The sequence below is a fragment of the Methylocella tundrae genome (assembly GCF_038024855.1).
GTDB classification, from domain to species: domain Bacteria; phylum Pseudomonadota; class Alphaproteobacteria; order Rhizobiales; family Beijerinckiaceae; genus Methylocapsa; species Methylocapsa tundrae.
Genome location: NZ_CP139089.1, coordinates 1,473,929 through 1,488,467, shown reverse-complemented (window position 1 = coordinate 1,488,467; position 14,539 = coordinate 1,473,929). Strand labels below are relative to the sequence as shown.

The 14,539-nt window shown below is 59.9% G+C and carries 8 protein-coding genes; 3 read left to right on the top strand and 5 right to left on the bottom strand.

Translation table 11 applies throughout. The features are described from left to right. Nucleotides 1-7: 7 nt before the first annotated feature. On the bottom strand, nucleotides 8-3,199 hold the full coding sequence (locus SIN04_RS09410) for an efflux RND transporter permease subunit (RefSeq protein WP_134488592.1): 3,192 nt from the start codon (nucleotides 3,197-3,199) through the stop codon (nucleotides 8-10). A gap of 147 nt (nucleotides 3,200-3,346) precedes the next feature. After that, the gene (locus SIN04_RS09405) at nucleotides 3,347-3,592 is read right to left on the bottom strand and encodes a hypothetical protein (RefSeq protein WP_134488590.1); all 246 of its coding nucleotides are present in this window, start codon (nucleotides 3,590-3,592) and stop codon (nucleotides 3,347-3,349) included. A 411-nt stretch (nucleotides 3,593-4,003) separates the two neighbouring features. Here SIN04_RS09405 and SIN04_RS09400 point away from each other — a divergent pair, with 411 nt between their 5' ends. Genes SIN04_RS09400 through SIN04_RS09390 form a run of 3 tightly spaced genes read left to right on the top strand, consistent with a single transcriptional unit; the run spans nucleotide 4,004 to nucleotide 9,151 of the window. Beyond that, nucleotides 4,004-5,161 carry an HlyD family secretion protein gene (locus SIN04_RS09400; RefSeq protein WP_244605746.1) on the top strand — a complete coding sequence of 386 codons (1,158 nt, stop codon included), beginning with the start codon at nucleotides 4,004-4,006 and terminating at the stop codon, nucleotides 5,159-5,161. Then, nucleotides 5,158-7,989: a ribosome-associated ATPase/putative transporter RbbA gene (gene rbbA, locus SIN04_RS09395; protein WP_134488588.1), complete on the top strand. Its 2,832-nt coding sequence runs from the start codon at nucleotides 5,158-5,160 to the stop codon at nucleotides 7,987-7,989. The genes SIN04_RS09400 and rbbA (SIN04_RS09395) overlap by 4 nt, the downstream gene beginning before the upstream one ends. Before the next feature lie 13 nt (nucleotides 7,990-8,002). Continuing rightward, on the top strand, nucleotides 8,003-9,151 hold the full coding sequence (locus SIN04_RS09390) for an ABC transporter permease (RefSeq protein ID WP_341264392.1): 1,149 nt from the start codon (nucleotides 8,003-8,005) through the stop codon (nucleotides 9,149-9,151). Nucleotides 9,152-9,411: 260 nt separating this feature from the next. On the opposite strand, the gene SIN04_RS09385 is transcribed toward SIN04_RS09390, so the two are convergent. The 3 genes from SIN04_RS09385 to SIN04_RS09375 all read right to left on the bottom strand — a co-directional run bounded on the left by SIN04_RS09385 (nucleotide 9,412) and on the right by SIN04_RS09375 (nucleotide 14,451). Beyond that, complete coding sequence (locus tag SIN04_RS09385; protein WP_244605949.1) at nucleotides 9,412-10,506, bottom strand: ABC transporter permease; 1,095 nt, start codon at nucleotides 10,504-10,506, stop codon at nucleotides 9,412-9,414. A 109-nt stretch (nucleotides 10,507-10,615) separates the two neighbouring features. Next, on the bottom strand, nucleotides 10,616-13,366 hold the full coding sequence (gene rbbA, locus SIN04_RS09380; protein WP_134488582.1) for a ribosome-associated ATPase/putative transporter RbbA: 2,751 nt from the start codon (nucleotides 13,364-13,366) through the stop codon (nucleotides 10,616-10,618). Then, on the bottom strand, nucleotides 13,363-14,451 hold the full coding sequence (locus SIN04_RS09375) for an HlyD family secretion protein (RefSeq protein ID WP_134488580.1): 1,089 nt from the start codon (nucleotides 14,449-14,451) through the stop codon (nucleotides 13,363-13,365). Before SIN04_RS09375 ends, rbbA (SIN04_RS09380) begins: the two co-directional genes overlap by 4 nt. Nucleotides 14,452-14,539: the final 88 nt, after the last annotated feature.

Here is a 14,539-nt window from a genome sequence, read left to right as displayed (position 1 = left end):
CTCCATTTCAGGCATGCGACGGCAGGCTGGAAAATGTTTCCGCGGCCTTCGCCGGTTTGGCTTTGCGGCCATGTTCGCGTCGATGCGCGATGCTGAACACGGCCGGCACAAAGAATAACGTCGCGCAAGTTGCGAACAGAAGGCCGCCGATGACGGCGCGCCCGAGCGGCGCATTCTGTCCGGGCTCGATGGCCATGGGGGCCATGCCGATGATCATGGCGAGAGCGGTCATCAGCACGGGCCGGAATCGCGTCGCGCCCGCCGCCATCGCGGCGGTTAGCGCGTCCTTGCCGTCGGCGAGCTGGTCACGCGCGAAGTTGATGACAAGGATGCTGTTGGCCGTCGCGACTCCCATGCACATGATCGCGCCGGTGAGAGCGGGCACGCTGAGCGTCGTGTGGGTGATGAACAACATCCAGACAATTCCCGCCAGGGCGGTTGGCAGCGCCATGATGATGACGAACGGGTCGAGCCACGACTGGAAGTTCACGACGATCAAAAGGTAGATCAGGACGATCGCGAAGGCCAAACCGAAATAAAGCTGCTGGAAGGCACTCGCCATTGTGGCGGCCTGGCCCCGGATGACGATCTGCGACCCTCGCGGCAACTCCGCGCGATGTTCGTCGATGATCTTTTGGATGTCCGCGGCGACGGCGCCTAGATCGCGGCCTTGCGTCGTCGCATAGATATCGACGGTCGGGCGGATATTATAATGCGACACGACGGCGTCGACCGGCTCCGGCGAAAGGGTTGCGACCGCGCCCAGCAATTGGGTCGACTGAGCGGCCGAAAGGGGCGTGTTCCTGAGGCCCGCCAGTGTGTCGATGTCATATTGCGGGGTCTGGATCGACACCGGATAGGAGACGCCGTTCGAGGGATTCAGCCAGTAGGTCGGCGACGTCTGGGCGCTGCCTGACAGCGTGTCCTGCAGGCTTGTTGAGGCGTCGCTTTCGGTCAGTCCGACGACGCCTGCGAATTCGCGGTTGAAGTCGACCTTCAGCGCCGGCGCTTGAAAGACTTCCTGGATGCGCGGATCGGCGACGCCAGGCACGTGACGGATCTGCGCCAGCAATTTGTTCGCGAACGCACGATCTTCCGCCACCTTGAAACCGCTGAGCTGCACGTCGATCGGCGCTGGCGAGCCGAAATTGAGGATCTGGCTCACAATATCGGCGGGAAGGAACGCGAATGTCGTGCCGGTAAAGGCCCGCGGCAGCTTCTCGCGCAAAATCTTCTCATACTCTGCGCTCGAAACCTCTCCTTCGTTGAGTGAGATGAGGATGTCAGCGTCCATCACGCCGATGGTTCCCGAGTTGCCATAGGACAGATTGATGCCGCTGTTGGGCAGCCCGATGTTGTCAACGATGCTCGAGATGCGTTGCGGCGGAATGATGCTGCGGATCTTTTGTTCGATCTGGTCGCATAGCACCGTCGTTCCCTCAATTCTCGTTCCATTTGGCGCGCGCACATGAATCTTGATGGCGCCGGCTTCAACGGAGGGGAAGAAGTCTTGCCCGAGAAAGGGGAACAAAGACAAAGACAGCAAGGAGACACAGAGAAATCCGCCGGCGAAGCGAAAACGGTACGACAGGGCGAACTGCAATATGCCAATATAACCCTTGCGCAATCGCTCGAACTGATGCTCGAAGGCGCGCTGAATCCGCACGAACGGATTTTTGGTCGGAGGCGCCTCGCCTTCTTCATGCGCGACGTGATGCTGGTGGCGCATCAGAAAGTGCGCCATCGTCGGCACCAGCGTGTAGGTCAGCGCGTAGGAGGCGACCATGGCGAACACGACCGCCTCGGCCAGTGGCCGAAACAGATAGCCGGCGACCCCGCCCAGCGTAAGGAGAGGCGCAAAGGCGATACAGATGCAAAACAGCGCAATCGTCGCAGGCGGCATGATTTCATGCGCGCCGCTGATGACGGCTGTTTCGATATCCTGGCCATGCTCCAGATGCCGATTGATGTTCTCGATTGTCACCGTGGCGTCATCGACCAGGATGCCGATCGCGAGCGCGAGGCCGCCGAGCGTCATCACATTGATCGTTTCGCCGAGCAGCGAAAGAACGGTGAGCGAGACGAGGATCGCCAGCGGGATTGAGATCGTGATGATCAGAGTGGAGCGCCAGCTGCCAAGGAATGTCAGGATCATCACCGCGGTCAGCGTCGCGGCGATGACGCCTTCACGCACGACGTTGGCGACGGACGCCTTGACGAAACTGGACTGGTCATTGACGAATTTGAGATTGACGCCCGGCGGCAGCGTCTGCTCGATCGACGGCAGCAGCCTCTTGACGCCATCGATGATGTCGAGCGTCGAAGCAGAGCCATTCTTCACGATCGAGATCAGCACAGCCTTGTGGCCTTCCGTCTGCACCACATTCGTTTGCGGCGGCGAGCCGTCGTGGACGAAGGCGACGTCGCGCATGAAGACGACGGTGCCGTTGACGACCTTGATCGGCATATTGTTGAAATCTGCGATCTTCGTCGGCGAGTCGTTAAGATTAACGGTATATTCGAACGGACCGATCTTCTCGGTGCCGACCGGCGTGATCAAATTCTGCACGGCAAGCGCGTTGACGACATCCTTCGCCGAAAGGCCGTGGGAGTGCAGCGCGCTCTGATCGAGGTCGATCTGCACCTGTCGCGCCATGCCGCCATAGGGCGAAGGCATTTGCGCGCCGGGAATGACGGCGAGCGCTGGCCGTATGAAGTTCGCGGCGTAGTCATTCAGCTTTGTCTGCGACACTGTGTCGCTGGACAGTGTGAGTTGGATGATCGGGACGCTCGATGCGTTGTAAACGAGAATCTGGGGCGGGTTGATGCCGGCCGGAAGCTGCTTCAAAATCGTCTGCGAGATGGCTGTCACCTGCGCCTGCGCGGCGTTGATGTTCACCGTCGGCTGGAAATAGATCTTGACGACGCCATAGGTTGGAAACGATTGCGATTCAGTATGCTCGATGTCGTTGACCGTTGTCGAAACGGCTCGCTCATAGATCGATATGATGCGGCCCGCCATATCATCCGGCGGCAAGCCATTGTAGCTCCAGATAACGCTGATGACGGGAATGCCGATATTTGGAAAAATATCCGTCGGCGTCCGAATCGCGGAGAGGACGCCGAAAATGGCGATCAAGATCGCCATGACCACGAATGTATAGGGGCGCGCAAGCGCCAAACGCACAATGCCTAGCATAAAGTTTTTGCTTCTTGAATGGGCGGCCCGGCCAGTTAGCGAGAGAGCGCCACTGTTTTGCGACCCGCGATTGTCAGCGGCGAAATTCACCGCTTAAGCTGATGTCGAATTACACCGGATCGCGCAAAATGGTTATTATATAATCATTTAGTCTGACGCATCGCTTTCATCCCCATAGGGGAGCAGCATGATCGCAAAGCCCATCTGTAGACTCCCGAACGTCAGGCCGAACACGAAGCTTAGCATTCCATACGCCATCCAGCGCTGACTCGAGCCGGCGATGAGCGAGCCGACGTTGAAGAGATCCAGCCAGACGATCGCAACGACCGCCAGAAGGCCGATCGAGAACCCGACCAGGGCATGTCGGGCGAGGAACTTGACGTGGGCAGGCATCGAACGAACCATTGGACGGCTTGGCGAGCCGGTTTTGGCCGCTTCTCAAATGTGAAGGCGGCGTTCGCGGTCACGAACACCATTATAGCTTCGGCGCGGTGCGAAACTCCAGACCCAAAGCCAGCATTTTTTATGAATATAATATGATGGCGAAATAGATTAAATTGTTAACTCCGCCGATCGGCTCCGTCGTCCGACGCGCGCTATCCCGCGTTGGGGCGTCGATTGATTGCGCTCAATACATTGATCGGCGCCGGACGCCACAATAGAATTGCCAAAGCGAAGGCAAAACTGTGGCAGAACGCCCTTGGGCGGAAAACCGGCGCTTTTCTTCGCAGACGGGCGCCATTCCATGAGGTCCTCCCATTTTGGACTGAGGTGCGGCTCGTCGGTCCCTGAGCAGGTGTGCGAGTGCCAACAGAACCAATTGAAACGCCGGTTTCTTCCGGTCAAGGGAGGCCGGTCGAGATCGCGCCGGCCGAGGCGCCGGGGCTTCCCGTCGCGGCCCCCGGCGCCGCTCTCGTGCCCGTGCCGACACGAGAGGCGCTTCCGGCGCTGCCTGGCCATGTGACTCCCGCACGGCATAGGCCGAGCTGGCGGGTGCTCCTCGGGCTGGTCGTCATCTTTGCAGGCCTCGCCGGCGGCGGGTTCTATTGGTGGCGCCAGCAGCAGGCGCGCCTTCCGGTTTGGATCGTATCGGGGAATGGCCGGATCGAGGCCGAGGAAATTGATATCGACACAAAATTCGCTGGACGCCTGGCCGAGCGGCTGGCGGACGAAGGCGATATCGTCACGGCGGGTCAGGTCGTCGCGCGCATGGATACACGAGACCTCGAAGCTACGCTCAAGGCGACCGAGGCTCAGGTTCAGCAAGCGCAGCGAACGCTCGAGGAGGCCCGCGCCAATGTCGCGCAGCAAGTTACCCAGGTGACCCTCGCCCAGAAGGAAATCGACCGCACATCGGCGCTCGTCACGCGCGGATATGCGACGCATGAATTGCTCGATCAGCGCCGTCAGGCTCTCGACGGCGCCGCCGCGGCGCTGACAGCCGCGCAGGAGCGTGTAGGCCAAGCCACCCATGCGCTGGACGCGGCGACGCATAATGTCGAGCTCAATAAGGTCAACATCGCCGACAATACTTTGGTGGCGCCTACGGTTGGCCGCATTCAGTATCGCATCGCCAACGTCGGAGAAGTGCTCCCGGCGGGCGGCCGGGTCTTCACGATGCTCGACATTTCAGATGTGTACATGAACATTTATTTGCCGACCGCCGCCGCCGGCCGCCTCAAGCCTGGTTCGGAGGCCCGAATCGTGCTCGACGCCTGGCCGAAGTTCCCCATCCCGGCGCATGTCTCCTTCGTCGCCACGCAGGCTCAGTTCACGCCGAAAGCCGTTGAGACGGAAGACGAGCGCGACAAGCTCATGTTCCGGGTGAAAGTGCGGGTCGACCGCGGCCTTTTGCTTGCGCATGCCGCCGATGTGCGCACCGGTTTGCCGGGCCGGGCCTATGTCAATCTCGATCCCAAACGGCCGTGGCCCGCTGTGTTGCAGGGACCGCCATCCCAATGACGGCGCCCCATGGCGAGGCCGTGAGCGAGCTGCGCGGGGTTTCGCTGCGATATGGGGCGACTGTCGCGCTCGATGATGTGACGATTGCGTTTCCCGCGGGTGGCACGGTCGGGCTCATCGGTCCCGATGGCGTCGGAAAATCATCACTGCTGAGCCTTATCGCCGGCGCCCGCCGCATTCAATCGGGCAAGGTTTTCGCGCTCGGGGCGGACCTTGGCGATGCTCGCAGGCGCGCCGAGATCTGCCCGCGGATCGCCTATATGCCGCAAGGGCTCGGAAAGAACCTCTATCCCGACCTCAGCGTCTACGAGAACATTACATTCTTTGGCAGGCTGTTTGGTCAATCCAGAGAAGAACGGGAGCATCGCATCAGGGCGCTCCTGACGGCGACGGGCCTTGACCCTTTCCCTGACAGGCCCGCGAGCAAGCTCTCCGGCGGCATGCGCCAGAAGCTCGGCCTTTGCTGCTCACTTATCCACGATCCGGACCTCTTGATCCTGGACGAGCCGACCACCGGGGTCGATCCGCTTTCAAGGCGACAATTCTGGAGCCTCATCGCTCGCATGCGCGCAGAGCGCCCGGGCATGAGCGTTATCGTCGCAACGGCCTACATGGAGGAAGCCGAACAATTTGATTGGCTGGTGGCGATGGATGCGGGGCGCATCCTTGCCGCCGGATCGCCATCTGACCTGAAGGCCAAGGCCGGTTCGCTCTCTCTCGAAGAAAGCTTCATCGCGCTTTTGCCAGAAGAGCGTCGCCGCGGGCGCGAGCCTCTCGTCATTCCGCCGCGTCGCGGGAGCGATGGCAAGCCCGTCATCGTCGCCCACGCGCTGACCCGGTGCTTCGGCAATTTCGTCGCCGTCGATCGTGTCAGTTTCTCTATCGAGCGCGGCGAGATTTTCGGTTTTTTGGGATCGAACGGTTGCGGCAAAACAACGACGATGAAAATGCTGACCGGGCTTCTGCCCGCGAGCGCCGGGCAGGCCTTCCTGTTCGGCCAGCCGATTGACGCCTCGGACATGAAGGCGCGCTTTCGCGTCGGCTATATGTCGCAGTCGTTTTCACTCTACACGGAGCTCACGGTTCGCCAGAACCTCGATCTCCACGCCCGCCTGTTCCATCTTCCGCGCGAGAAAGCCCATGCGCGGATCGCCGGACTCGTCGATCGTTTCGGTCTTGGCCCCTACCTTGGCCAGCGCGCATCTGATCTGCCGCTCGGCATTCGCCAACGTCTTTCGCTGGCGGTGGCGATTGTGCATGAGCCTGAGATTCTCATTCTCGACGAGCCGACGTCGGGCGTCGATCCGCTCGCGCGCGATCACTTCTGGGAAATGCTCGCCGATCTCTCGCGCAGGGAAGGCGTCACCATTTTTATCTCCACGCATTTCATGAACGAGGCCGCGCGCTGCGACCGCATCGCGCTGATGGACGCCGGGCGCGTTCTTGCGATGGGAACGCCGACGGAGATCATCAAAGCGCGCCGATGCAACAATCTGGAAGACGCCTTCATCGACTATCTCGAGGCGGCAAATGGTGCGCAGGTCGCCAATGATGCGCCCCTCGCTCTCAGCCGCGAAGCGCTCGCGCGCGCCGGCGCAGAACAGCCCGCGCGAACGGCCCCGAAGACATGGTTCAGCTCGCGCCGGCTGTTCGCCTACACGATCCGTGAGGGACTGGAGCTTCTTCGCGATCAAATCCGGCTCGGCTTTGCGCTGCTCGGAACGGCCTTTCTCATGGTTGTATTTGGCGCGGGCATCTCGACCGACGTCAACAATCTGTCTTTCGCCGTCCTCGACCGCGACAATTCGCACGAAAGCCGGGCCTATCTCGAAGAACTGCGCGGCTCGACCTACTTTATCGAGAAGGCGCCGATCGTCGATCAGGCCGACCTCGAGAAACGGCTGCAATCCGGAGACATCAAGGCCGGTATCGAGATCCCGCCCGACTTCGGCCGCGACATCAAGAAGAAGACCCCAACCTTCGTTGGCGCATGGATCGACGGCTCCATGCCGTTTCGGGCCGAGACGATCCGCGGATATCTGCAAAGCGCGCACCAGCAGTTCCTCACGGATTACGCAGTGCGCAGGGGGCAGAGCGCCAACCCTACATCCGATGAGGCGCGCAACGCGCTGCGCAACAAGAATTTCGCCTTGCTCGACCATGCGAACACAAATCCGCCGGTGTGGGCAAGAATCGAAACGCGGTTCCTTTATAATCAGGATTTCGACAGCATCTATGCCCAGGCGCCGGGCACGATCGCTCTCCTGCTGGTTATGATTCCAGCCGTGTTGATGGCGCTTTCCATCGTGCGAGAAAAAGAGCTTGGATCGATCACAAATCTCTACGTCACTCCGGTGACCCGCATTGAATTCCTGCTCGGCAAGCAGATCCCCTATGTTGCAATCGCGATGGTCAATTTCGCGGTTTTATGCCTCATCGGCATTTTCATCTTCGGCGTCCCGTTGAGAGGAAGCTTTGCAACGCTCTTTCTTGGCGCATTGCTCTACGTTACGGCGACAACCGGCATCGGAATGTTGATATCGGCGTTTTGCCGCACGCAGATCGCCGCCCTGTTCGGCACGGTGATCCTCACGATCCTGCCAGCCACCCAATTTTCCGGGATGCTCACGCCGGTCTCGTCTCTGGCGGGGCTTCCCGCGATCATGGGGATCGGCTTCCCGATGACCTATTTTCTGCAGATCAGCGTTGGCGCATTCACCAAGGCGCTGGGCTTCGCAGATCTTTCGATGAGCCTGCTCAAGCTCGCCCTTTTCATCCCTATTCTGACGGGGCTCAGCCTCCTGTTCCTGCGCAAGCAGGAAGACTAGCGGGAACGCGCAGATGCGCATGCTCGGCAATATATTCTGGCTTGGAACCAAGGAGCTCCGGAGCTTTTTTCGGGACTACGTGCTTCTTGGGCTCGTGATCTACACGTTCTCTTTTGCGATCTTCGTGCAGGGACGCAGCAATGCGCAGGAGCTGTATAACGCCTCCGTGGGCGTGGTTGACGAAGACAATTCGGCATTGTCCCGCCGGATGATCGCAGCCTTTCTGCCTCCCTATTTCAAGGCTCCGGTTGAGATCGATAACAAGGACGTCGATCACCTGATGAACACGGCGGCCTATACGTTCGTTATTGTAATTCCGTCGCATTTCGCAAGAGACGTTCTGGCCAGGCGAAGCCCCGCGGTCCAGGTCAATGTAGATGCGACCGCCATGGTTATGGCGGGGCTCGGTTACGGCTATATCCAGCAGATTCTGACGACCGAGATCAATAATTTCGTTTCTCGGGATGAAGGCGAATCACTGTCGGACTCGCAAAATGTTCCAGGCTCGCCGATCACGCTCGCCGTGCGCGTCGCCTTCAACCCGAATGTCACGACCGCGTGGTTCTCGAGCGTCATGGGAATTGTCAACAACGTCACGATGCTGGCTATCATCCTGGCGGGAGCTGCGATTGTCCGGGAGCGCGAACACGGCACCATGGATCATCTTCTCGTCATGCCTGTCACGCCGTTCGAAATCGCCATGTCGAAGATATGGGCTAACGGTCTGGTGATTACTATCGCCGCCGGCCTGTCGCTTGAAATCGTTGTGCGGGAACTGCTTAAGATCCCTATCGCGGGCTCTGTCCCATTGTTCATAGGGGGCGTCGCGATCTATCTGTTCTTCGCGACCGCGGTGGGAGTATTTCTGGCGACGGTCGCACGCTCTATGCCGCAGCTCGGGCTGCTCTATATTCTCGTGGCGATGCCTCTGAATATCCTCTCCGGCAGCAATACGCCGCTCGAATCCATGCCGGTCGTCCTGAGCACTATTATGATGTGTTCGCCTTCAACTCATTTCGTGTTGTTCGCGCAATCCATCCTGTTTCGGGGAGCAGGCTTTGCATTAGTGTGGCCTGAATTCCTCTTCGTCGCGTTGGTTGGCGGTTTGTTCCTGTTTCTCGCCCTCATCCGCTTTCGCGCCGTAGCCATCCAGAGCGGCTAATCCGAATGAGGGATTTGGTATGTTATAGTTCGTGGCCTCTGGCTTGCGTTGCTGAATTCGATCGGCCTGACTTCGAGAGCCTGGAGTCCGCCGCGATCTGGGCCGCCGGCCCGTTCGTCGGCCGTGAGCAGGCGCGGGAGATCGCGCGCGACGCCGAACCGGCCTGCCTCAATTATTACAGGCAGATTTACAAGCCACGGACGATGCGGAAATCAGGGTTTTGGCGATGGAATTCGTCGAGGGGCACAGCTCGCGCGACCTCACGCGCCGAAAATGACGCGGCGGAAACGGCGCAGGGCGAAGCCGAAATAGACGCTGCCGATAATGATGATTGCGATGAGCTGCGGCCAGACGATGGATAAACCAGCGCCGCGATAGAGCACGCCCTGCGCGAACGCCACGAAATGCGGGGTGGGGCTGATGATCTGCATAATGTATTGTAGCCAATCTGGCATGCTTTCCATGGGCGTCATGCTTCCAGAAAGCAGCATCATGACAAGCAGCACGGGAATGACGAGAAGCCCGAACTGCCCCATCGAAGCCGCTATCGTCCCAAGCAGAATGCCGAGCGCGGCGACGGTGAAGACGTAGAAGAACGAACCGCCGATGAAGAGCGCGATGGATCCGACGATCGGCACTTTGAGCCACCACTCGACCACGAAGACCAACGAAAGCGCAGCCGCCACGAGGGTGACGAGGCCATTCGCCAACATTTTGGCCAGCATGATCTCGGCCGGAACCACAGGCATCACGAGGAGATGCTCCACGGTGCCTTGTTCGCGCTCTCGAATGAGCGCGGCGCCGCTCAGGATCACTGTGAGCATGGTGACGTTGTTGATGACCTGCATCACCGAGGTGAACCAACTCGAGTGCAAATTTGGATTGAATTTTACGCGGACCACAGCATTGACAGGCACAGGATAGCCTGCCTCCCGACCCGTGAGAGAGGCCGCGACCTCATTCATGATGATCGTCTGGATGTAGCCCGCGCCATTGCCTGCCTGCGTAATGGCCGTGGCGTCGGCGTTAATCTGAACCGAGGTCTGCCGGCCGGCGAGCACATCGGCTTGAAAGTCGGGCGGGATTTCGATGACGAAAACGAAACGATTTGAATCCATCGACGGGTCAATGTCCGAAGGCGCGATTTCGACGGCCCGCCTGAAAAGGGGAGGCGTCAGACCATCGGCGATTTTGCGCGACAACGCGGAGTGGTCTTCATCAACAATCCCGACCGCCAGATTGGTTGCTTCGGTTGAGGCGCCATTGGCCACGGTGTAGATGGCGATGCTGAAAGCATAGACAACGAGGATAAGCATCACGGGGTCGGATCGGATGCTCCGCAGCTCCTTGATCATCAGCCGGCCGATGTTGGCGACATGCGCGCCGATGCGGCTCTTTTTTGCGCGCCCCTTGACCGGCGGCGCCTTGCTCTGCGGGCTCGTCTCCTCTTTCACGGACGCCATCTCAGGCCTCCTGCTTGTTCAGGATTATCTGCGCGGCGACGAGATAGAACAGCGTGAAGAGCGCAAGCACAAAGATATTGAACCATAGATCCGAGAAGCCGAGCGCCTTTGTGAACGCGCCGACGCTGATCGGCTGATACCAGGCGGCGGGGAAAGACAGGCCTAATAATTTGGCGCCGCCAGACAGGGATGACACGGGCGTGAGCAGGCCGGAGAAATTTACCGCGGGGATGACGGTGAGAATGGCGGTTGCGAAAACCGCCGCGGCCTGCGTGCGCGTGAAGGTCGAGATGAGCTGGCCGACCCCTGTCGTCGCGAACACGTAGAGCAAGGTTCCGAGCGTTAACGCGGCGAGCGATCCCTTGACGGGCACGTGGAATATGCTCGCGGCGATAAGGGCCAACATCGCGAAGGTGACCATCGAAACGGCGACATAAGGAAGCTGCTTGCCAAACAGGAACTCGAATCTGCTGGTCGGCGTCGAGCGGAAGTTGGCGATGGAGCCGGTTTCTTTTTCGTGAACCACTGCGACTGCCGACATGATCGCGGGGATCAGAATCAACATCAAAACGATGACGCTCGGAACCATGGCGTTGACGCTCTTGAAGGCCTGATTATAGCGAAAGCGCGTTTCGATATTAACGCCGCCTACATAGGCGGTCGACAAGCCATTGGGGCCAAGGCGCTCCACTATTCGGTCCTTCGCATATCGAAGGGCCAGTCCCGAGACATAGCTCCTTGCGGTCTCGCCGCGGAACGGCATGGAGCCGTCGATCCAGATGGCGACGTCAGGCGAGCGCAGGCTTTCGAGATCGCGGCCGAAGCCTGGGGGAATTTCGATCGCGAGCTGCAGCTCGCCTTTTCTGAATCGATCCTCCATTTCTGCCGGGGATTGGATTGGAGGCTGTTCGGAAAAATATCGCGATCCTGAAAAGCTTTCGAGGAGGGTGCGGCTCTCGGGCGTGCGATCCTGGTCGAAAGCGGCATATTTCAGATTCTCGACATCGAAGGAAATGCCGTAGCCAAAAGCGAACATCAGGATGAACGGGCCGATAAAAGCGAAGATCAGCCGGATCGGATCACGCAACAGCTCCATGGTCTCCCGGCGCGCATAAGCCCAAAGCCGTCTGTAATCGAACCTCTTTGAGCGGCCTGCAAAAGGCGCCTCGATCGGCGGCGCGACAGGCGCGGGCGGCGAGGCGTCTCGCGCGCGACCGGATCCCGCGGCATCGACGAGATAGCCGATGAAAGCGTCTTCGAGCGAGCTGGCGGCGCGTTCTTTGACGATATCGGCCGGCGTTCCGACGGCAAGCACTTTGCCCGCGTGCATGAGCGAGATTCGATCGCACCGCTCGGCTTCGTTCATGAAATGGGTGGACAGAAAGATCGTCACCTTGTCGTCGCGTGAGAGGTCGATCAAGCTAGTCCAAAAGGCGTCGCGCGCGATCGGATCGACCCCCGACGTCGGTTCGTCGAGGATAAGGATCGCCGGCCGGTGCAGCACGGCCACGGCGAGTTGCAACCTTTGCTTGATGCCGAGGGGAAGATTATCCGGCTGCTCGTCCGCCGCGTGCAGCAGATCGAAGCGTTGTAGAAGTTGCTCTATGCGGCCTTCTATTTCATGATCCGGCAAATGATAGAGATGGGCGTGCAGATAGAGGTTTTGCCGGACGGTGAGCTCGCTGTAGAGGGAAAAGGACTGAGACATATAGCCGACATGGCTACGCATTTCCATGTCATTGGAGCCGATCGGATTTCCAAACAGCTTCGCGGACCCTTCGCTTGAAGGCAAAAGCCCGGTGAGCATTTTCATGGTGGTGGTTTTTCCGCAGCCGTTCGAACCGAGAAAGCCAAAAATCTCGCCGGGCGCGATGCGGAAGCTGACGTGATCGACAGCGACGAAATCGCCGAAACGGCGGGTTAGTCCCTCTGCTTCGATCGCGGGAGACTCGTCATCGCTTGCGGGGCGCGGCCGCACCACGACCTTGTGATGCTGGGCGCGCTTTTGTTCTGGAAGAAGGGCGATGAAGGCCTCCTCCAGCGAACGCTCGTGGGTTTGGGCGAGAATCTCCTTTGGGGCGCCTTGCGCGATGATTTTGCCATCGTCCATGGCGGCGAGCCAGTCGAAGCGCTGGGCCTCCTCCATATAGGCGGTCGCTACGATGACGCTCATGAGCGGACGCCGCGCCCGGATCGAATCGATGAGGTCCCAGAACTGGCGGCGCGAAAGCGGATCGACGCCCGTTGTCGGCTCGTCGAGAATGAGAAGATCTGGATCATGCATCAGCGCGCAGCAGAGGCTGAGTTTCTGCTTCATGCCGCCGGAGAGCTTGCCGGCCGGGCGGTCTTCGAATGGATCGAGGTCCGTCGCCTGCAAGAGTTCGGCGATGCGCGCGCGGCGCTCAGGCTCGGATTGCCCGAACAACCGCCCGAAGAAATCGATGTTTTCGAAGACGCTGAGCGTTGGGTAGAGATTGCGACCGAGCCCTTGTGGCATGTAGGCGATGCGCGCGCAATTCGCCCTGCGATGGGCGGCGTTCGCCATGTCTCCATCGAAGATGATGACATGACCGCTCTGAATCTTTCGAACGCCGGAGGCAAGCGCGAGAAGCGTGGATTTGCCGACGCCGTCCGGCCCGATCAGTCCCGCCATGCAATGAGCCGGAATATCGAGGCTCACATTGTCGAGCGCAACAGTCGCCGCATATTTGTGCGACACATGATCGAGCCGTGCGATAGGGCCGTTCGTCATTGCGGAAGCTTCACGGCGAGATCATTGGGCCACGCGATGCTCGGGCTGAGGCGCACAACGCCGATGCCGCGAACGCCCGTCTTCACCTGCCGACGATATTTCTCCAGCACTTTTGGATCGATCTGAAGTTTCACCCGGAACATCAATTTCTCGCGCTCCTCATCGGTCTCGACGCTCTTTGGTGTGAACTGCGCGTCTGTCGCAACGAAGCTGACCGTCGCGGGGATAACATATTCGGGAACGGGATCGGCGATGATGCGGGCGTCGTCGCCAAGAGCGAGCCTGCCGGCGTCCGCAGCGGGCAGGTAGATCGTCATATAAACATCATTGAGGTCGAGGATCGTCAGCACGCGCTGTCCCGGCAGGATGACCTCGCCGGCGCGGGCGAGCCTGTATTGCACGCGTCCGCTTCTTGGCGAGATAAGCACCATATCGACCAAAATGGCCTGGTACCGATCGACGTCGGCCTCCGCTGATTTGATTTGAGACTCGGCCTGGTTGCGCTGGTCGGTGGCGGCGTGAAATGCCGCTTCGGCGACTTCGAACCTGTTACGCCGCTGATCGTAAATTTGTCGGGTTATGTTCCCTGAGTCGAGGAGGTTCGTCCCGCGCTCCAGATCGGTTCTTGCGAAGGCCAGATCGCTGCTGCGCTGGACAATGAGCGCCTCGGCCGCCGCCAAAGCCTGCTTTGCGCCCAGCACCTGAGCCTGCGCGCCCCTCAGCTGGGCTTCGACTTCCGGCGAAGAGATCGCGCCGAGGACTTGTCCAGCCGTCACTTCATCGCCTTCGTCTACGTTCAGCGTCGTGAGCCGGCCGGGATATTTCGCCGCCACGTCCACCTGCGTCGCTTCGATGCGCCCGTTCGATTTGACAATGCCTTCGGGCATGGTGCGGCCGCGCAGGCGCGAGATGAGGGTTTGCAGCGCCGATTCGGCCCGTTCGATTGGGTTTTTCTGCACCGATTGCGCCTCCGCGGAGCGAATGAGCTGGACTTCTTCTGAAAACGAAGCCAGAGGGGCCGACAGGGGCAAGGCGGCTGCGAGGAGCAGGGTCGCCAGAAGACGGCCGGGCAGGCGAACGGGCATGAGAGGTCTCCTCCGGACAGGCCGGACGTCAATGAAAGCGAATGGGCGGCGCGTTCTGCAATTCGATCATAGCCGGTTCCCCCTTGTC

Bases quoted from the DNA above. Each gene is read 5' to 3' on its own strand.
- SIN04_RS09410 (WP_134488592.1), bottom strand. From the start codon at position 3,199: ATGCTAGGCATTGTGCGTTTGGCGCTTGCGCGCCCCTATACATTCGTG.
- SIN04_RS09405 (WP_134488590.1), bottom strand. From the start codon at position 3,592: ATGCCTGCCCACGTCAAGTTCCTCGCCCGACATGCCCTGGTCGGGTTC.
- rbbA (WP_134488588.1), top strand. From the start codon at position 5,158: ATGACGGCGCCCCATGGCGAGGCCGTGAGCGAGCTGCGCGGGGTTTCG.
- SIN04_RS09390 (WP_341264392.1), top strand. From the start codon at position 8,003: ATGCGCATGCTCGGCAATATATTCTGGCTTGGAACCAAGGAGCTCCGG.
- SIN04_RS09385 (WP_244605949.1), bottom strand. From the start codon at position 10,506: ATGATCAAGGAGCTGCGGAGCATCCGATCCGACCCCGTGATGCTTATC.
- rbbA (WP_134488582.1), bottom strand. From the start codon at position 13,366: ATGACGAACGGCCCTATCGCACGGCTCGATCATGTGTCGCACAAATAT.
- SIN04_RS09375 (WP_134488580.1), bottom strand. From the start codon at position 14,451: ATGCCCGTTCGCCTGCCCGGCCGTCTTCTGGCGACCCTGCTCCTCGCA.